Source organism: Olsenella porci (assembly GCF_009695875.1).
Classification (GTDB): Bacteria; Actinomycetota; Coriobacteriia; order Coriobacteriales; family Atopobiaceae; genus Olsenella_H; species Olsenella_H porci.
This window is the reverse complement of the sequence record NZ_VUNC01000001.1, coordinates 532,868-551,881: the sequence shown is the minus strand read 5'-3', so window position 1 is coordinate 551,881 and position 19,014 is coordinate 532,868. Positions and strand designations below refer to the sequence as shown.

Annotated in this window: 18 protein-coding genes; 9 read left to right on the top strand and 9 right to left on the bottom strand. The window is 65.7% G+C overall.

The window, feature by feature from the left end; translation table 11 throughout:
- Positions 1-66 precede the first annotated feature (66 nt).
- Positions 67-1,530 (bottom strand): Na+/H+ antiporter NhaA, encoded by a 1,464-nt coding sequence (nhaA, locus tag FYJ68_RS02460; RefSeq protein ID WP_229771949.1) that lies wholly within the window; start codon positions 1,528-1,530, stop codon positions 67-69.
- A 192-nt stretch (positions 1,531-1,722) separates the two neighbouring features.
- Here nhaA and FYJ68_RS02455 point away from each other — a divergent pair, with 192 nt between their 5' ends.
- The 6 genes from FYJ68_RS02455 to FYJ68_RS02430 all read left to right on the top strand — a co-directional run bounded on the left by FYJ68_RS02455 (position 1,723) and on the right by FYJ68_RS02430 (position 7,889).
- Positions 1,723-2,592, top strand: a complete 870-nt coding sequence (locus tag FYJ68_RS02455; protein WP_154433703.1) for a DegV family protein — start codon at positions 1,723-1,725, stop codon at positions 2,590-2,592.
- A 67-nt stretch (positions 2,593-2,659) separates the two neighbouring features.
- Positions 2,660-3,349, top strand: coding sequence for a class II aldolase/adducin family protein (locus FYJ68_RS02450; protein ID WP_154433702.1), 690 nt, complete (start codon positions 2,660-2,662; stop codon positions 3,347-3,349).
- A 28-nt stretch (positions 3,350-3,377) separates the two neighbouring features.
- Positions 3,378-4,484: an S-methyl-5-thioribose-1-phosphate isomerase gene (gene mtnA / locus FYJ68_RS02445; protein WP_154433701.1), complete on the top strand. Its 1,107-nt coding sequence runs from the start codon at positions 3,378-3,380 to the stop codon at positions 4,482-4,484.
- A gap of 20 nt (positions 4,485-4,504) precedes the next feature.
- The gene (deoD, locus tag FYJ68_RS02440; protein ID WP_154433700.1) at positions 4,505-5,227 is read left to right on the top strand and encodes a purine-nucleoside phosphorylase; all 723 of its coding nucleotides are present in this window, start codon (positions 4,505-4,507) and stop codon (positions 5,225-5,227) included.
- Positions 5,228-5,510: 283 nt separating this feature from the next.
- A complete protein-coding gene (locus FYJ68_RS02435; protein ID WP_229771948.1) occupies positions 5,511-6,794 on the top strand; it encodes an aspartate aminotransferase family protein in 1,284 nt (427 codons plus the stop codon).
- A 111-nt stretch (positions 6,795-6,905) separates the two neighbouring features.
- Positions 6,906-7,889, top strand: a complete 984-nt coding sequence (locus tag FYJ68_RS02430; protein WP_154433699.1) for a C-terminal binding protein — start codon at positions 6,906-6,908, stop codon at positions 7,887-7,889.
- Positions 7,890-7,904: 15 nt separating this feature from the next.
- On the opposite strand, the gene FYJ68_RS02425 is transcribed toward FYJ68_RS02430, so the two are convergent.
- The 4 genes from FYJ68_RS02425 to FYJ68_RS02410 all read right to left on the bottom strand — a co-directional run bounded on the left by FYJ68_RS02425 (position 7,905) and on the right by FYJ68_RS02410 (position 12,505).
- Positions 7,905-8,600 carry a 5'-methylthioadenosine/adenosylhomocysteine nucleosidase gene (locus FYJ68_RS02425; RefSeq protein WP_326832169.1) on the bottom strand — a complete coding sequence of 232 codons (696 nt, stop codon included), beginning with the start codon at positions 8,598-8,600 and terminating at the stop codon, positions 7,905-7,907.
- A 61-nt stretch (positions 8,601-8,661) separates the two neighbouring features.
- Positions 8,662-9,156 (bottom strand): S-ribosylhomocysteine lyase, encoded by a 495-nt coding sequence (locus tag FYJ68_RS02420; protein ID WP_326832168.1) that lies wholly within the window; start codon positions 9,154-9,156, stop codon positions 8,662-8,664.
- Positions 9,157-9,211: 55 nt separating this feature from the next.
- Entirely contained in the window at positions 9,212-10,021 is an 810-nt protein-coding gene (locus tag FYJ68_RS02415; RefSeq protein ID WP_154433696.1) for a mechanosensitive ion channel family protein, read from the bottom strand.
- Positions 10,022-10,024: 3 nt separating this feature from the next.
- Positions 10,025-12,505 carry an ATP-dependent helicase gene (locus FYJ68_RS02410; RefSeq protein WP_154433695.1) on the bottom strand — a complete coding sequence of 827 codons (2,481 nt, stop codon included), beginning with the start codon at positions 12,503-12,505 and terminating at the stop codon, positions 10,025-10,027.
- A gap of 170 nt (positions 12,506-12,675) precedes the next feature.
- Between FYJ68_RS02410 and FYJ68_RS02405 the strand changes: the two genes are divergently transcribed.
- Positions 12,676-12,963, top strand: a complete 288-nt coding sequence (locus tag FYJ68_RS02405) for a DUF1905 domain-containing protein (RefSeq protein ID WP_326832167.1) — start codon at positions 12,676-12,678, stop codon at positions 12,961-12,963.
- Positions 12,964-13,044: 81 nt separating this feature from the next.
- Complete coding sequence (locus tag FYJ68_RS02400) at positions 13,045-14,226, top strand: cation diffusion facilitator family transporter (protein ID WP_154433694.1); 1,182 nt, start codon at positions 13,045-13,047, stop codon at positions 14,224-14,226.
- A gap of 733 nt (positions 14,227-14,959) precedes the next feature.
- Here the strand turns inward: FYJ68_RS02400 and FYJ68_RS02395 are convergent.
- From FYJ68_RS02395 to FYJ68_RS02380, 4 genes are all read right to left on the bottom strand, one after another.
- Entirely contained in the window at positions 14,960-16,135 is a 1,176-nt protein-coding gene (locus FYJ68_RS02395) for a U32 family peptidase (protein WP_154433693.1), read from the bottom strand.
- Positions 16,136-16,137: 2 nt separating this feature from the next.
- The gene (locus FYJ68_RS02390) at positions 16,138-16,620 is read right to left on the bottom strand and encodes a deoxycytidylate deaminase (protein WP_154433692.1); all 483 of its coding nucleotides are present in this window, start codon (positions 16,618-16,620) and stop codon (positions 16,138-16,140) included.
- Positions 16,621-16,713: 93 nt separating this feature from the next.
- Positions 16,714-17,244: a low molecular weight protein-tyrosine-phosphatase gene (locus FYJ68_RS02385; RefSeq protein ID WP_154433691.1), complete on the bottom strand. Its 531-nt coding sequence runs from the start codon at positions 17,242-17,244 to the stop codon at positions 16,714-16,716.
- 95 nt (positions 17,245-17,339) lie between these two features.
- Positions 17,340-18,275 carry an undecaprenyl-diphosphate phosphatase gene (locus FYJ68_RS02380; RefSeq protein ID WP_154433690.1) on the bottom strand — a complete coding sequence of 312 codons (936 nt, stop codon included), beginning with the start codon at positions 18,273-18,275 and terminating at the stop codon, positions 17,340-17,342.
- A gap of 241 nt (positions 18,276-18,516) precedes the next feature.
- On the opposite strand from FYJ68_RS02380, the gene FYJ68_RS02375 reads away from it, so the two are divergent.
- Positions 18,517-18,972, top strand: a complete 456-nt coding sequence (locus FYJ68_RS02375; RefSeq protein WP_154433689.1) for a universal stress protein — start codon at positions 18,517-18,519, stop codon at positions 18,970-18,972.
- Positions 18,973-19,014 lie beyond the last annotated feature (42 nt).

Below are 19,014 nucleotides of genomic sequence, written 5' to 3'. Positions count from 1 at the left end.
GCCGGGCGGGAGCCGCGGCGCGACCGTCGGCTCCACGAGAGCTGCGTTCGCGGGAGAGGACCGGGCTCACTCCCCCGCTCCGTCACTGCCAGCGGGAGCAGCCGCGGCGGCGTCGCCGCCCTTCTCTCCCCCGGGCTTCTTTGAGCGGAAGTGGCCGTCCAGGTGTACGTAGGCAACGCCCAGGGCACCGGCACAGAACGAGCCGGCGAGGATGGCGCACTTTGCCGCCATGACCTCCTGGGGGGAGCTGAAGGCGAGCCCCGCGATGAGAATCGACATGGTGAAGCCCATGCCGCCCATGATGCCGACGGCGATGACCTGGTCCCAGGTGACGTGCCTGGGCAGCTTGGCGAAGCCGACCCTCACGAGCAGCCAGGTCACGAGGATGATGCCCACCGGCTTGCCGAGCACGGCACCGAGGAACGCACCCTGCGTCACCGGGTCGGAGACGATCGCCATGGGGTCGACCCCCACCAGGCGCACCTGGGCGTTGACGAAGGCGAAGAGCGGGAGAATCACGAAGTTGACGGGGACCGAGATGGAGCGCTCGACGCGCTCGAGCGGCGGGGTCACGTGGTGCATGATGCCCTCGATCCTCTCGGCCGCGGCGGTGAAGTCGTGTTGGCCCAGCACGTGGGACTCGTCGTCGTAGGTGTCGTCGAGCAGCCTCGCCTGCACCCCGAGCCACGCACGCAGGCGCCCCAGCCTGACGTCGGAGCGCGCAGGGAGGAAGAAGGCGAGGATGACGCCCGCGAGGGTCGCGTGGATGCCCGAGTTGTACATGCAGACCCACAGCACCAGGCCAACGAGCAGGTACGGCCTGGCAGAGTACACCTTCCTGCGGTTGAGGCCGGCGAGGACGAGCACGACCAGCAGCGTGGCTGCGCACCAAGCGATGTCGGGCGTCTGCCCGTAGAAGAGGGCCAGGACCACGATGGCCAGGATGTCGTCGGCGATGGCGAGCGTCTGGAAGAAGACCTTGGTCTCGGGAGCCACGCGGTCGCCCAGAAGCGACATGACGCCCAGTGCGAAGGCGATGTCGGTTGCGATGGGAATCGCCCACCCGTGCGGGGCGGTGGCGTGGTTGAACAGCAGATAGATGATCGCGGGGAACGCGACGCCACCCACCGCGGCGAGCATGGGGAGCGCCGCCTGGCGCGGCTTCCTGAGCTGACCCACGGTCATCTCGTACTTGAGCTCGATCCCCACGAGGAGGAAGAAGATCGACATCAGGAAGTCGTTCACGAACGCCTCGACGCTCATCGACGCGACGAGACCCCCGAGGGTGATGGAGAGTGGCGCCTGGAGCACGTGCTCGACGGCCTCGTATGCCGGTGAGTTGGCGACGATGACGGCAAGGAGCGCCGCCGCGACCATCACCGCTGCGGCGATGGTGCCGTTGGAGGTCACCTTTTGGAGGGAGGTCCTGCGCGACATCCTCCTCACAACCGCCGGCTCACCAATTATCGCCGAGCGCTTTCGAAGCACCCTCTCGCGCCGCTCGGGGGTCATCTCAGACAGGTCGGACATGCCTAATCGGCCTCCTTTCGGACATCGCACCACGCGGGGCGCCGCAGGTAGGCACACGTCCGCGGGGGCAAGATGTGAAAGCAACGAATGATATGGTATCCGCTTTGGGCGAGGGGGCCTCGAATGGGCATATAGTCCACCATAAGAGAGACAGAATGTTCTCACCCACAAGGCGGAAAGCGAGAGGGCGCAATGAACGAGCAGCGCATTGCAATCATCACCGACTCGGGCACGGATGTTCCAAGCACCTTTGCAAGCGAGCACGACGTGCGCGTGGTGCCGCTCCGCATCAACTACTCGGACGGCAGCTCGTTCCAGAGTGGCGTCGACATCACGAGCGACGAGGTCATCCGTCGCTTTGGGCAGGAGATTCCCAAGACCTCCCTCCCCTCTCCCCAGCAGGTGCTCTCGGCGCTTGAGGGCGCCAGGGCAGACGGGTACGTGGCAGCGGTCATAGTGACCATCTCCGCCGGCCTCTCCGCCACCAACCAGACCTGCCGCCTGGTCGCAGGCCAGATGGAGGACTTCCCCGTCACCGTCGTCGATTCCAAGTCAATTGGCCTGATGGCGGGCATGGTGGTCCAGCGCGCCGTGGAGCTGGTGGAATCCGGCGTGCCCTTCTCCCTGTTGGATTCGCGCCTACGTCGCTGCGCGCGCGAGACGAGCGTGTTCTTTGCGGTTAAGTCGCTTGAGTACCTCTACCGCGGCGGGCGCATCAACGGCACCGTGTACCGACTGGGCAACGCCCTCAACATCAAGCCGGTCCTGATGTGCGATGACGCCGGGTACTACGTGGTCGCGCGCAAGGCGCGCGGCTGGAACAAGGCGCTCGACACGATGGTCTCGCTCTGCTCTCAGCAGGCCAACCAGTTTGCCCGCTCGCGGGTGGGCATATGCTGCTCGTCCAACACCTCGGAGCTGTTCGACCGCCTGGAGGAGAGGCTGCGTGCCGCGATTCCCGGCCTCGTCGAGGTGCAGAGGTCGGGCATCTCGCCCGACCTGCTCGTGCACACTGGCCCCGACCTGGTTGGCATGGGAGCGCAGGCGGTCGAGGTGGGATAGCCGTGTTAGCGGGGCGTCAGGGGATCAACCTCCCCGGCGCCCTTCGTCTTTTTCATTGGGAGGAACCATGCACGAGGACGTGCGCGATGACATCTGCAAGGTGGGAAGGCTCCTGTACGACCGCGGCTACGTCGCGTCGAACGACGGGAACGTCTCTGTGAGGGTCGGGGCGAACGAAGTTGTCGTGACCCCCTCGGGGGTGAGCAAGGGCCGCATGACGCCCGACATGCTCGTACGCTGCGACCTGGACGGGAACGTCCTGCCCGATGACGAGTCGGGGCGATTCCCCTCGTCGGAGGTCAAGATGCACCTTGCCGTGTACCGCGAGCGGCCCGACGTGCGGGCGGTGGTGCACGCCCACCCCGTCTTTGCGACTGCCTTCGCCATCTGCCGGCGCGAACTGTCGGAGCCCTACCTCCCCGAGCTAATCCTCAACTTTGGGAGGATTCCCGTCACGGACTTTGCGATGCTCTCCACCGATGAGGTGCCCCGGAGCATCCTCCCCTTCGTCCACGATTACAATGGCGTGCTCCTCGCCAACCACGGCGCGGTCGCCTGGGGTGGGGGCGTCTGGAAGGCGTTCGACCTCATGGAGACCATCGAGCACAGCGCAAAGGTCTACAAGGTGGTTCACGACCTGGGAGGCGGCGTGGAGCTTGACCCAGACCAGGTCAGCCGCCTGCAGGGGATGCACGACTTCTACCGCAGACGAGCCTCGGCGAGGAACGACGCCAGCGGGAGCGAGGGCAGGTCCTAGGAGGGAAGACAACACGATGGAGGCAGGCATGGCAGGTGGAGAGACGCCCGAGTCGCAGCTGAGGGGGTCATCCGACGGCGTCACCAACGTGGATGCCGTGGAGCTCAAGCCGGACGGGAGCGCGGTGGTCATCATCGACCAGACGCTCCTCCCCAACCGGCTGGAATATGTAGAGCTCTCGGATGCGCAGGACATGTACGACGCGATCCTGAGGCTCAAGGTCCGCGGCGCACCCGCAATCGGCGTCTGCGCGGGCTACTGCTACTACGTGCTCGCGCGGCAGGAGGCCGACCGCGAAACCTCGTACGACGCCTTCGCCGCCGCGATGGGCCGCCAGCGCGACTACCTCAACTCGTCTCGCCCCACGGCGGTCAACCTCTCGTGGGCACTCGGCAGGATGCACGGGGTGACGCTCGCCCATTCCGGGGAGGACCCGCACGCCGTTGTCGAGGCGCTTCGCGACGAGGCCGTCGCCATCCACCGCGAGGACCTGGCGATGTCCGAGGAGATCAGTCGCCTGGGCGCGAGCCTACTCTCGGATGGCGATGGGGTCCTGACCCACTGCAACGCCGGCCCACTCGCATGCCTGGGCTACGGCACCGGTCAGGGGCCCCTCTTCTACGCGCACGACCACGGCAAAGAGGTCCACGTCTTTGCCGACGAGACCAGGCCCCTGCTGCAAGGGGCGCGCCTCACGAGCTACGAGCTGCAACGCGCCGGCATCGACGTCACGCTCATCTGCGACAACATGGCCTCCATCGTGATGAGGAACGGCTGGGTCCAGGCTTGCATGGTCGGCTGCGACCGCGTGGCCATGAACGGCGACGTGGCCAACAAGATCGGCACCTCGGGCGTCGCAATCCTGGCCCACCACTACGGCATCCCGTTCTACGTGCTGGGCCCAACGTCCACGATCGACCGCAGCTGCCCCACCGGCGACGACATCAAGATCGAGGAGCGCGACCCGGACGAAATCAAGACCATGTGGTACGCCGAGCCCAAGGCCCTGCCCGAGGTGAGGTGCTACAACCCCGCCTTCGACGTGACGGACCACGACCTCATAACCGCCATCGTGACCGAGAGGGGCATCTGCCGTCCGCCGTACGACCAGAGCCTCGCCGCACTGTTTGAGTAGCCAAGGAGAAGGGAATCCCCATGTTCGAGTCGGTCTCTGCCTGCATCCGCTGCAACAAGGAGGACGTCGCCAAGGTCGTCCTCATGCCCGGCGACCCGCTGCGCGCCAAGTTCATCGCCGAGCACTACCTGGAAGACCCCATACTCTTCAACGACGTTCGTAACATGCTTGGCTATACGGGCACCTACAAGGGCAGGCGTGTGAGCGTGATGGGCTCGGGCATGGGCATCCCCTCCATGTGCCTGTACGCGCACGAGCTCTACACCCAGGTGGGCGTGGACGCGATAATCCGCGTGGGCACCACGGGTGGGCTGCAAGACGACCTGCACGCAGGTGACATCGTGATCGCCCAGAGCGCCGCAACCAACTCGTCCATCGCGAGCCTGTACGACTCCCCCGTGAAGCTTGCCCCCACGGCGAGCTGGGACATGCTCCGGGACGCAGTGAGGTCCTGCGAGGCACTGGGGTACGGCTACCAGGTGGGCCAGGTCGTGAGCTCCGACGTGTTCTACAACCCCCGCGAGGACGCGCCCCAGCGCTACCGCGACCTCGGACTCCTGTGCGTCGAGATGGAGACGGCGGGGCTCTACATCGAGGCCCAGGCCAGCCACAAGAAGGCGATCTCGATCCTCTCGGTTTCCGATACGTTCTTTACCGGCGAGTCCCTCTCCGCAGACGAGCGTGAGAGGAGCTTCACCAACATGATGGAGGTCTCGCTCGAGACGGCGCTCCCCTACGCCTAGGAGGCCAAGCTCATCGGGGACGGCGCTCGAGGGCCAACGAAACAAGACATAGGGTCAACCACGGGGGTGTACGGAGGTTTTGCCGTCACCCCCTGTCTATGCATGCGCTCCCTCGGCACCGCACATGTGAAACATGATCGTGCACATTTCACTAACTCACATGCAACGCGAGGGCATCACGTGCGAATTGAAGGCGCAACCTCAGGGCAACGATGGCTTCCTACCTTAGAGACGTTCGCACGGAGGTACGGACGAGGTCAGGACCCGACGAGAGGAAGCCATCATGCCCATGCGCTACGAGGACTACGAGCGGTACCTCTCCCCCGCACTCGCAAAGACCACCGACCTGGTCATCGAGCGTGGCGAGGGAAGCTACCTGTACGATGTCAACGGCGACCGGTACCTGGATTTTGTCCAGGGAATTGCGGTGAATGCGCTCGGGCACAACAACCCGGCCGTGAAGGCGGCCATCCACGAACAGGTGGAGAAGCTCATCAACGGCAGCTTCAACATGGTCAACTTCCCCACCACCCTCACGCTGGCGGAGCGGCTGGCAGAGATCGCCCCAGGCGACCTGGGATGCACGTTCTTCTCCAACGGAGGCGCCGAGGCAACGGACGGGTCCCTCAAGCTCGCCCGCGCCTACACCGGTCGCCCGTGCATCATCGCCTTTCGCGGCTCGTTCCACGGGCGCACCTGGGGTGCCATGTCGGTGACCGGCTCTGCCGCCAAATACCGCCACTCGTACCAGCCCTGCATGGGCGGCGTCTACTTTGCCACCTACCCCCAGAAGGACCTGTGTCCCAAGGGCTTTGACGAGGAGCAGCGCTCTGAGTACTGCCTGAGCGACCTGCAGCAGATCTTTGACTACCTGGTCTCGCCCGAGGAGGTCGCCGCGATCATCATGGAGCCCGTCCAGGGCGAGGGCGGCTACTTCGTGCCCCCCGCGAGCTTTGTGCAGGGCGTCCGCAAGATGTGCGACGAGCATGGCATCCTGCTGATCTTCGACGAGATCCAGAGCGGCTACGGGCGCACCGGCAAGATGTGGGCGGGGCAGAACTTTGGCGTGACCCCCGACATCATGAACCTGGGCAAGGCGATCGCCGGCGGCATGCCCATGAGCGCCGTCGTGAGCACCCACGAGATCATGAGCCGCTGGCACCCGGGCATGCATGGCGGCACCTTTGGCGGCAACCCGGTGGCAGCCGCGGCGGCGCTTGCCGTCCTGGACGAGTTCGAGCGCCAGGACATCCTCTCCAACGTGAACAAGATGGGCGACTACCTGGGCAAGAAGCTCAAGGAGCTTGCCGCCGACCACCCCGTGGTGGGCGACGTCCGCGGCATCGGCCTGATGCGTGCCATCGAGTTTGACCACGAGGACGGGACTCCCGCCCCCGAGCTGTGGCAGGCCATCAAGGCCAAGGCGCTGGAGCACCACATGATCACGCTCAACTGCGGCGTCCACGGCAACGGCATGCGCTTTGCCACCGCCCTCAACGTGACCACTGACGTGCTGGACGAGGGCGTCGACATCCTCGATCGCTCCATGACCGAGCTGGGTTACTAGCCCGCGCGCGTCCCTGGTGCCCGCAGGGCACGGCCTCCCGTCCGGAATGGGCACGGACGGGAGGCCGACGCACCTCTCGCCCATCCCACGCCCTGAAAGGGGGACCCGGCAATGACCACGCACAGGATTGCCTACCTGGGAAGCTCGAGGCCACTCGACTTTGACCGATCGCTTCTCCGGGAGTGGGGCGTCGACGGGGTGGAACTGTACGACGCCCAGGCAGACGGGAATGGGATTCCCCTCCCGGGCGAGCTGGACGGGGCAGACGCCCTGGTTCTGGAGTGGGGAAGGGTCGATGCCGCGACGCTGCGGGCGACCCCGTCGCTCAGGGCCGTGGGCATCATGGCCATTGGTTACGACTTTGTGGACGTTGCCGCCGCCTCGCAGGAGGGCGTGTGGGTGAGCAACGTCCCCGGGTACTGCACCTACGACGTGGCGCTCCACACCCTTGGCCTGATCGTGGACCTGTACAAGAAGATCACCTGGTTTGACCGCCAAGTGAGGGCCGGCACCTGGGACGACATGCAGGGCTACGAGCCACCTCGCCCCCAGGGGAAGCGGGCCGGGCTGGTGTTCTTTGGGTCGATACCCCAGGCCCTTGCGCCCATGCTCCAAGCCATCGGCATGGAGGTCGCCGTGTGGGCCCCCACCAAGGACGAGGACTGCCTGGCGCGCTACGGCTGCGTCAAGGTCCCGACGGTGGAGGAGCTGTTTGAGACGAGCAACGTGATAAGCCTGCACTGCCCATTGGTCCCCCAGACCGAGGACCTGGTGTGCGAGCGGACCCTCTCGCTCATGAAGCCCGACGCGTTCCTGGTGAACACCGCCCGCGGCGGGTGCGTGGTGGAGGAGGACCTGGCTGCCGCGCTCCGCGACGGCACCATACGGGCGGCCGCCGTGGACGTGATCCGCGACGAGGCCCACGGGAGGAGCCCCCTCATCGGCCTGGACAACTGCATCGTCACACCCCACGCCGCCTACCACAGCTCGGACTCGTATCGCGAGATGCGCTCCAGGGCGCTGCACAACGTCCTGGAGGCACTCGACGGGAGGCGCCCGACAGACGCCGTGAACGAGCTTGCCGTTCCCGCGTAGGGAGCGAGGCCACGGCTAGAGCGCGCTCACCATGGCGCGGACGATGCGGGCACAGTCGTGCGCCGCCTTGCGCTCGAAGGTGGGGTACTCCACGCTGGAGGAGCCGTCCGCCTTGTCGGAGATGGCACGGACGACCACAAAGGGGACGTTCGCCAGGTAGCAGGCGTGGGCGATGGAAGCGCCCTCCATCTCGCAGCAGCTTGCCTGGAAGGTCTGGGCGATGCGGTCCTTCTGGTCCTGCCGGCACACGAACTGGTCACCCGAGGCAACGCGCCCCTCCACCACGTTGACGCCCAGGTCTGACGTGCGGACCGCCTTAACGGCCGCCGCGCGGAGCGTGGGGTCGGCCGGGAACGCTATGACGCCCATGCCCGGCACCTCGCCGTAGGCGTAGCCAAGGTTGGTCACGTCCATGTCGTGGTGCACGGCGTCGGTCGAGACGAGGATGTCGCCGATGTCGAGCGAGGCGTCGAGCGACCCCGCCACGCCGGTGTTGATGACATGGGTGACGTTGAAGGTGTCGCACAGAATGGTGGCGCACACGGCGGCGTTGACCTTGCCCACGCCGCAGCGAACCACGACCACGTCCTTGCCCAGGAGGGTTCCCTCGTGGAACTCCATGCCCGCCATCGTGGTGACGCGGTCGCCCTCCACATGGCTCACGAGGTGCCTGACCTCGACCTCCATTGCCCCGATGATTCCGATCTTCACATGTCTCCCATCAGCCGTGATGCCGTTTGTGCCGTTGGTGCCTCCTTGGGCGAGACGGACCCTACTCCTCTCCCCCGCGCGTGGGGTAGATGGTGTGAGCCTCGTCGATACCGTCCAGCGTGTTGCGCAGGTAGCGCGTGGCCCACCAGCGCGCCATGGGCAGGTCGCTGTCATGCCAGTTGCCGCAGTCCTCGGGCCGGGCGCCGGGCACCTCTCCCTCAAACCCGGCGACAAAGGAGAACAGCGAGCGAACCAGGGGGATGACGTCCTTGGGCTCGAGCTTGCCAAAGAGGACAAGGTAGAAGCCCGTGCGGCATCCCATGGGGCCAAAGTACACGGTGCGGGAGGCCCACTCGGGGTCGTTGCGCAGGAAGGTGGCGCCCAGGTGCTCGATGGCGTGGACCGCGGCGGTGTCCATGACCGGCTCGCGGTTGGGCGCCGTGAGGCGCAGGTCAAAGGTCGTGACGTCCACGCCCTGCCAGGAGTCCACGCGCGAGACGTAGACGCCGGGCTCAAGACGCAGGTGGTCGACCGTGAAGCTTGCTATCTTCTCCACTTGGAGGCTCCTCTCATAGGGTTTGACCGAACCATGATAGCGTCCGCCGGCGCGTTCACCTGCGGCCTTCGTCCCCGTCGGTCGCGTCCCCCGGGACCCCAACGAGCCAGGGGGAGCCCGCGATGGCGCGAAGCGCCTTGTCCGCGGCGACCGAGGGGAACACGCCCGACTGCAGGAACAGGCGGATGTTGACGCGCACCCCCAGGCCGTCGACCTGGGCGTAGAACGCCTGGCAGCCGAGGTCGGGACGGAGCGAGTCGGAAAGCGCCTCTCCCACCTTGCGGCGGATGTCCGCCACCACGACCGCCTGGTCGGCGTTGGGCTTGACCATGATGGGCACCACCGTGAGGCAGGCACTGGCGTCGGAGAGGCGCGTGAGCGACGTGGAGTTGAGCACCGAGTTGGGAATGACCACGTCGTCGCCGCCAAAGGTGTGGATGACCGTCTGACGGAGGGTGAGCGAGGTAATCGTGCCCGTGACGTCTCCCACGCTGATCACGTCGCCCTGTCGGATGACGTGATTGGCCGTGAGCGCGAAGCCGGCAACCACGTTGGAGATGGTCTCCTGCATGCCAAGGGAGACGGCAACAGAGGTCACACCCAGGGCGGCGACCACGGCGGTGGGCTTGATCCCAAACACGGGCTCGAGCACCACGAGCAGGGCGAACACCCAGATGAGGACCTTCAGCAGGTTGACCCAGAGCGAGACGTTAGGGAGGTCGGCGCTCTTGAACGCGCGACGGAGCATACGGACGAGGACGCGCTGCACCAGGTAGGCGACGACGATGACAACGGCGAGGAAGATCCCCTTGCCCAGGAGCTCTCCCGCGACGTCCACCACCTTGTCGACCGACTGCGCCTCCACAGGCTACCCCTCAACCTTGACGATGGGGGCAAAGCCCTTCATGAGCTTCTTGGTCTTGCCGGTGCGCGTGAAGAACACCTCGATCGTGTCGCCCGAGGCAGCCCGCACCACGCCCGGACCAAAGGTCTTATGGGAGACGCGATCGCCTGGTGCGAAGGTCTCGGCAGCCTTGGCGCGGTCGCGCTTGATGGGGACGGGGGCGGTGGGACGCGCGGAGGGCGACCCTCCCGTGGAGCGCGTGCGGGAGCCAAACACGTGCCCGCCGTATACCTGGCTGCCACGACCGGAGCCGTACGTGCCATGGCGGTCGCCGCGCTTCTCCCAGCCCACGCCGCTGAAGCCGGAGCTGCCCACCCCGATGGCGTGGACGTCCTCCGCGGGGATCTCGTTGAGGAAGCGGCTCCTGGGGTTGCTCGAGACGCTGCCGAACATGTGGCGCGTGGTGGCATAGGTGAGGTAGAGCCTGCGCTCGGCGCGGGTGATGGCGACGTAGGCCAGGCGCCTCTCCTCCTCTATCCCCGAGGGGTCGTCCTCGTGGCCGCGGTGGGGGAAGATTCCCTCCTCCATGCCGGCGACGAAGACCACGGGGAACTCCAGGCCCTTGGCGGAGTGCACGGTCATCATCGTGATGGCGCTGGACTGCCCCGCCAGGGAGTCGAGGTCGCTCCTGAGGGCGAGCCACTCCATGAACGCGGGGAGCTTGGCGGACGCGGTGGGCGGGAGGGCGTCACCCGTCGGGACCGTCGCGGCAGTCTGGGCGTCTGCTGGCGTCTCCCCGGAGGCGTCGAGGGCCCCGGCGGCCCTCAGCTGCTGGAGGCTCTCGAGCGTCTCGACCGCGTCGTCGTGACTCTCGTCGAACTCCTGGGCCACGCCAAAGAATTCCTTGATGTTCTCGATCCTACCGTCCGCCTCAACGCTCTGCTCCGCCTCGTACGCCTTGATCAGGCCGGCGTGCTCCACGATCATCTGGACCACCTGGTCGAGTTCTCCGTCGTAGTGGCGTGCGGTCTCGATGGTGTTGGTGAACGACGCGAGCGAGGTGCGTGCCTTGGGCGAGAGGAGCCCATCCTCCGCCACGCACGCCTCGGCGGCGGAGAAGAACGAGAGGCCGTGGCTCGCGGCGTACGCCTGGATCTTGCCGATGGACGTGCTGCCGATGCCGCGACGCGGGGTGTTGACAACGCGGAGTGCGCTCACGTCGTCGTTGGGGTTGACCACGAGCTTGAGGTACGCCATCACGTCGCGAATCTCGGCACGGTCGAAGAAGCGCGTACCGCCCACGATCTTGTACGGGACGCCGGCGCGCAGGAACATGTCCTCGAGGATGCGCGACTGGGCGTTGGTGCGATAGAACACGGCGACGTCGTCGTAGCTGGTGCCAGCATCGTGCAGCTTCTCGATCTCGGAGCCGATCCAGCGCCCCTCGTCGCGCTCGTCCGAGGCCTGGAACACCTCGATCTTCTCCCCGTCGCCACGGTCGGTGAACAGGCGCTTCTCCTCGCGCCGCGAGTTGTGGCGCACGACGGCGTTCGCGGCGTTGAGGATGTGCCCGGTCGAGCGGTAGTTCTGCTCGAGCTTGACCACCGTGGCGCCGGGATAGTCCTTGCGAAAGCTCAGGATGTTGGTGATGTCGGCGCCTCGCCAGCTGTAGATGGACTGGTCGTCGTCGCCCACGACCATGAGGTTCTGGTACTTGTGCGCGAGCAGGTTGGTGAGGGCGTACTGCACGCCGTTGGTGTCCTGGTACTCGTCCACGCTGATCTGGCGAAAGCGCTCCTGGTAGTTGTCCAGCACCTGGGGGTTCTTGGAGAGGAGCTCGTAGGTCTTGACCAGCAGGTCGTCGAAGTCCATGGCGTTGGCGCGGGCGAGCCTCCTCTGGAGGACGTCGTACACGCGTGCCGCGGCACGTTCGGCGGGCGACTTTGCCTGGTCGAGCATCTGGTCCGGGTACACCATGGCGTTCTTGGCCTTGCTGATGAGCGCACGGATGGTCTGGACCGGGCTGGTCTTGGGGTCGATGTCGAGGTCCGCCATGATGGACTTGACCAGACGCTTTGAGTCGTCGTCGTCGTAGATCGTAAAGTTGGAGGTGTAACCCAGCAGGTCGGCGTCCTCCCGCAGCATGCGCACGCACATGGCGTGGAAGGTGCAGACCCACATACCCCTGGTACCACCGGGAAGCAGCTTGCCCAGGCGCTCGCGCATCTCTGCCGCCGCCTTGTTGGTGAAGGTGATTGCCAGGACCTGCCAGGGGCGGACCCCCTCGTCCTGGATCATGTGGGCGATTCGGTAGGTCAGCACGCGCGTCTTTCCCGAACCCGCACCCGCGAGCACCAGAAGGGGCCCGTGCGTGCACTCCGCCGCCTTGCGCTGGGCGGGGTTGAGACCGCTCAGGTCGACGTGGGGCGCCGGCGCGAGGTTGTCCGCGCTACTGTCGGACGGCACGGGCGACGGAAAGAGCGTGGTCTGGAATGTGCTGGGCATGCGTCTCCTCTGTCTTGGTTTGTCCGTGAAGAGTCTAGCCGTGACCGCGGACGAAGGCGCCCCTCCCGCGAGGACTCCAGACGATGAGCGGAGTGCGATGGGCGGAGCACGGGCACCCCTCCCCTATGATGGTGGAATCTTGGGGCAGCTAACGGGGCTGGGAGGCAGTCGTGAACGAGCGCGCCTACGAGTACGACGCAGTCATCCGGGACGTTCCGGACAAGGGCGGGGCCTACGTCCCGTTTCCCTGGAACATCCGCGACGAGTTCGGCCGAGGACGAGTGAAGGTGCACGTGGAGTTCGACGGCATCCCTTATGACGGCAGCATCGTGAACATGGGCGTGAGGAACGAGGACGGAAGCGTCTGCTACATCATCGGGATGCTCAAGTCGATTCGCGAGAAGCTTGGGAAGAAGCCCGGCGACAGCGTCCATCTGCGCGTCAGGGAGCGGGAGTAGCATCACTCGAGGCGCACGGCTCCAGCGAGGACGGGAAAAGCGCTACACTCGCCGTCTGGGCTCGGGGAAGGAGAGAAGACCATGGTCTCCTGGCTGGTGAGGACGTTCGTGAGGGATTCCGACGACGTGGGCAACCCCCGCGTGCGCGCAAGCTACGGGCTTCTCTCGAGCATGACCTGCATCGTGCTCAACTTGGTACTCTGTGCCGCCAAGGGCCTTGTGGGCGTGCTCTCGGGATCGGTCTCGATCGTGGCGGATGCCGTGAACAACCTCTCCGATGCCTCGAGCAACATCGTAAGCCTCGTCGGCTTCAAGCTCGCGAGCCGACCCGCCGACCAGGGTCACCCCTACGGCCACGGGCGCTACGAGTACCTGGCGGGCATGCTCGTCTCGGTCATGATCATCCTGGTGGGCGTGGAGCTGGGACGCTCCAGCATCGAGCGCATCATGAGCCCCAGCCCGGCAGAGTTTGGCGTGGCGACCGTCTTGGCGCTGCTCCTCTCCATCGGGGTGAAGCTGTGGATGGCGCACTTCAACCGCACGCTCGCGCGCCACATTGACAGCGTCACGCTCGAGGCCACGGCGGTAGACTCGCGCAACGACGTGATAACCAGCTCCGCGGTCCTGGTTGCCGCGATCGTCTCTGCCACCACGCCCCTGGACCTGGACGGCTGGATGGGCCTGGCGGTCGCCGCCTTCATCGTGTGGAGTGGCTTTGGCCTGCTGGGCGACACCGTGAACCCCCTCCTGGGCGACACCCCCAACGAGCAGCTGGTGCAGAGGGTCCACGACAAGATCCTGAGCTACCCCGGCGTGCTGGGGACGCACGACCTCCTAATCCACGACTACGGCCCCGGTCGCCAGTTTGCGAGCGCGCATGTGCAGATGAACGCCGACACCACGGTGCGCGAGAGCCACCGCGTGCTCGACCAGATCGAGCGCGACCTGCTGGAGCAGGACAACCTAAGGATCGTGCTGCACTGCGACCCAGTGGAGATGGATGCTGGCGGGCGCGACCTCATGAACTGGCTCAACGTACGCGTTCGGCAGATAGACCCGCGCCTCTCCGTCCACGACGTGGACACCGAGCACGGGAGGGACAGCAGCGACCACCTGGTGACCCTGGACGTGGTGAGGCCGGACGACCTTGGCATGAGCGACGACGAGCTGCGCGAGCGCGTGTGCGCCGCAGTGAGGGAGCGCGTCCCCGAGGCCCGATGCCAGATCACCGTGGACAGTGGGTACGTTTCTCCCGCCAAGTAGCGCTGGGGTGCTACCGGCGTACTCGGGACACAGTGGGCCAGGTACCTGACTGAACCCCATGGCGCTCATACGCAGGTGAGCTACGGATTCCCGTTTCAACAGCACATGAGGCCCCTCAAGGTCAAAGAAGGGAAGGGGTCCCTCGTGCCAGGAATCGCGTCCTGTGTGTACACGCACCACGAGATTATTGACATGGAACCGTCACCCCCAACGCCTTCCCCCTGTTGGCGGGGCATCAGCAGCTCCACGTTGTCAGAAAGCCCATCCCGCGTGTACACACGGGACGCGATTTCAGGCACGAGCGCCCGATAGCGGGAACGTGCGGCCAACGAGTGCCACCTTCCCCGGGACCTCCAAAACCACACGTGCCATGCATCAAGGTTCGTACCATGGCGGCAGAAGCCCGATATGAGCGCCATTGTCGGCATCATCCCTTCCTGGCATTCAGGCCAATACCGAGTTTATGCAGGTAGTTGGGTCACACGAGATTCCAGAGGCCAGCGGTTGGCAGCAAATCCCCGATATGTGCACTCACGTCGGGAGTTTGTTGCCATGGTTTGAATCCTGATAGTCACCCATCACGGGAAACTGTTTTCCCGGCGGCACGGGATGGGCTGCCCGCATCCCTTCCTTGAGCTCTTTTCCGCACAATGGCGAACTGCGCCGTTCCCCGCGACGCTGACAGCCAGCGGAAGCCGGCCCCTCAGCCGACGGTTCCCTGGGAACCGTCGGCTCAGTCGCCACGGTCCTCTCGCGCGCAGAGCAGATCAAGGGGCTCCACCGAGAACGGGAGCGGCACGTCGTAGGCCTGTCCGTTGGTGACGAGGGCCTCTCCAAGCACGGCAGAGCGGACGGGTTCCCCCGGAGACAGCACGTCGACTTTCGCGCCAGCCTCCGCACGGTTTCGGCACCGAACGGTCGCCAGCCAGCCTTCCTCGCGCCTCTCGCACCCCTCCACGACCGCGACGAGCCGACGGTCACGCGCGTAGTCCTGCCGCCCGGGGTTCTGCGTGGGCTCGCCCAGGTAGAAGCCCGTGGAGTAGGGTCGGTGGCTCACGAGGTCGAGTTCGTCTCGCCAGGGTAGCACCGGGTCGCCGTCGAGCACGTGCCGGTACGCGTTGGTGACCGCCGCGGCATAGTACGCGCCCTTGTTCCGCCCCTCAAGCTTGATGCAGTCCACGCCCGCCTGGCGCAGCTCGCCCAGGTGGTCAATCATGCAGAGGTCGTTGGACGAGAGGAGGTAGCTAGCCTCGCCGTCGCTCTCCAGCGTGGCGGAGACGGACGGGTCCCTCTCCTCCCCCAGCCTCCACGCCCAGCGGCAGGGCTGTACGCAGGAACCGTCCGACGCGGAGCGCCCGGGACCCATGAGGTGCGCGGAGAGCAGGCAGCGGCCCGAGTACGCCATGCACATCGAGCCATGGGCGAAGCACTCGAGCTCCAGCTCGTCAGTGACCCGACGACGCAGCTCGGCAATCTGGGAGAGGGTCATCTCTCGCCCCAGGACCACCCTGGTGGCACCCAGTCGCGCGTACTCCTCGGCGGCTCGTGCGCTCATCACGCTCGCCTGCGTGGAGACGTGGATGGCGACGTGGGGCGCAAACTCCCGCGCGAGCGAAATCGCTGCGAGGTCTGCGGCTATGACCGCGTCGACCCCGATGTCATCGAGAAGACGGAGGAACGCAGGCAGCTCGTCCACGTCACGGTCGCGCATCACGGTGTTGACCGTCACATGCACGCGCGCGCTATGCCGATGGGCATAGGCGACCGCCCGGGCAAGACCTTCGTCGTCGAAGTTGGCGGCACGCGACCGCATGCCCCAGCGCCTTCCCGCCAGGTACACGCTGTCGGCGCCAAAGTGGATGGCGAGTGCCAGCTGCTCGGGACCGCCTGCGGGAGAGAGGAGCTCCATCCCTACTCGAGCGCCTGCTCGCGAAGGTGGATCTGCCGGTAGTCCACGCCGCAGCGGTCGAACACCGAGCGCGCCACCAGGTTGCCGGTGGTCCCCTCGTACTTGTCGTCCAGGTACACGACCTCGCCTATCCCCGCCTGGACCAGCATCTTGGCGCACTCCTGGCAGGGAAAGAGCGTGACGTACACGCGTCCGCCCTGCATGTCCTTGAGCGAACCTCGGTAGTTGAGAATCGCGTTTGCCTCGGCGTGGATCACGTAGTTGTGCTTGTCAAAGAGCGGGTCGTCCGACGTGCCCCAGGGGAACTCGTCGTCGTTGATGCCCGAGGGGGTGCCGTTGTAGCCCACGGAGAGGATGCGGTTGTTGGTGTCCGCGATGCAGGCGCCAACCTGCGTCTTGGGATCCTTGCTACGCAGCGCGGCCGCGATCGCGACCCGCATGAAGAACTCGTCCCACGAGATGACGTTAGAACGCTTGCCCGGCATGTCTCCACCAATCCTCGAGGTACCATGCCCCACCATGGTAGCGTTTGGGACCCCGGGACACACCATCGGCACCGTCGCGCTTTCTGCGGAATGCTACCCCAGGGGAGAGGTGCGGCCCTCCTTAATCGCGTCCAGCATCGCCTGGCAGCCAGCCAGCACGTCATGGTAGGTCGCCACGAAGTCGCCCGTGTACCAGGGGTCGGCTACGTCTCGGTCGAGGCCAGCCCAGTCAAGCAGCCTCGACACCTTGCACTCGGGGTCCGCACGGCGGCGCTGCTCCTCCGTGGTGGGCCGCCACGACCAGCCCGGGCCCGTCTCGCCCAGGAGGAGACGCGTGATGCCATCCATGTTGTCCGCGTCCATCCCCACGATAAGGTCGAAGTCGCGGTAGTCCCGCGGCCCCATCTGGCGCGAGCGATGGTGCCCACACGGAATCCCCACCCACCGGAGCTGTTCCCGCGTGCCGGGATGGACGTCGTTACCCAGCTCCTCCGTGCTGGTGGCGGCGCTGTCGCACGACACCTCGCCCGACATGCCCGCGCGCCGGGCGAGCTCGTCCATCACGAACTGGGCCATGGTCGAGCGGCAGATGTTTCCGTGACACACGTAGAGGATCCTGGTCATATCAGCACTCCCTTTTGTCGATGCGGCAGAGACGAGAGGCGCCCGTCGGCGGGAGGGAACCCACCGGCGGGCGTCACGACACCATTTGGCAAAGCCTATGCCACAAGGGCGAAGTATGCGATGACCGCGACGCCCAGGACGATGCGGTACCAGCCGAAGGGCTTGAAGTCGTGCCTCTTCACAAAGCCCATGAGGAAGCGGATGGCCAGCAGCGAGACCACGAAGGCCACGATGCAGCCCGTGAGCAGGATCGCCGTCTCGTTGGCGCTGAAGACGTTGCCCTTGATGAAGTACTTGACCAGGCGCAGGCCACTGGCACCGACCATGACGGGGACGGCCAGGTAGAACGTGAACTCCGCGGCAGCGGTGCGGGAGCACCCCAGGAGCAGGCCGCCGATGATGGTGGAGCCAGAGCGGGACGTGCCAGGGACCATGCTCAGAACCTGGAACAGGCCGATGCCGATCGCGGTACCCCAGCCGATGGAGTCGACGTCCTGCACGGGTGCCTCGGCGTCGGCGAGGGAGGCAAGACTCGCGTCGTCCTCGACGCTCGGACGGGAGAGGTGCTTGGGGCCTGTGGGTCGCGTACCCGACTCGGCGATCTCGAGCGCCCTGTGCTCGCGCACGTTCTCGATGACGATGAAGATGACGCCGTAGACGATGAGGGCAGCGGCGATCACGAACGGGCTGCCCAAGTGCTCTTCCATCCAGTCGTCCAGCGGGATGCCGATAACCGCCGCGGGCAGGCACGCCACGATAATCTTTGCCCAGAGTCCCCAGGTGGACTTGCGCTCATCTGCGGTTTTGGACCGCGAGAAGGGGTTGAGCTGGTGGAAGAAGAGCACGCACACGGCAAGGATGGCGCCCAGCTGAATCACCACGAGGAACATGTCCCAGAAGTCCTTGGACACGTCCAGCTTGACGAACTGGTCGAGCAGGAGCATGTGCCCCGTCGACGAAATGGGAAGCCACTCGGTGATTCCCTCCACCACGCCGTACAGCGCGGCCTTGAGCAATTCGATCAGATTCAAGGATCTCCTCCTCAGATAGGCAGCCTACCAATAGTGATGCGCCACCCCTACGCCCGGGGGCGGCAGGGCGAGAAACCATGAAGTCCGCAGGTTGGCGGCAATGCCGCGGGCACGGTCCCCTCCCACAGACCACGAGGCGACCGTGAGGGCCGTTTGCGGATGCCTCCCCCGTCGGCGGGTTTCAAACGGGTAGATTGCAGGCAACGGATGGCGCTACCACACGATTCCGGAGGTGTTTGACATGACGGTGTATCAGGACCTTGGGTATGACAAGGTGTTCGTCTCCCTGGATGGCAGCGAGCAACAGGACAAGGTGCTCGACCGAGCCATCATCGTGGCGGCAAACAACAACGCAGAGCTCTACATTGGCCACGTTATCGACTCGACCGCGCTCGAGACGGCGGGGACCTACCCCTTCGAGTTGATCAACGACCTGGAGAAGAGCTTCCGCGCCTCGATCGCCGACAAGGTCAAGAAGGCCGAAGAGGAGAACAACCAGATCAAGAAGATCGAGGTCATCGTGAAGGCAGGCCGCATCCGCGAGACCCTGAAGGAGGAGATGCTCGACGCCATCGAGCCCGACCTCGTGGTCTGTGGCGCACGTGGTCTCTCGTCCATCAAGTATGCGCTGCTGGGCTCGATCTCGACATACCTCACCCGCAACGCAAAGTGCGACGTGCTGGTGGTGAAGCGATAGCGGAGAAAAGAGGTCCCCTGCGGGTTGTGGCGGACGGCGCTG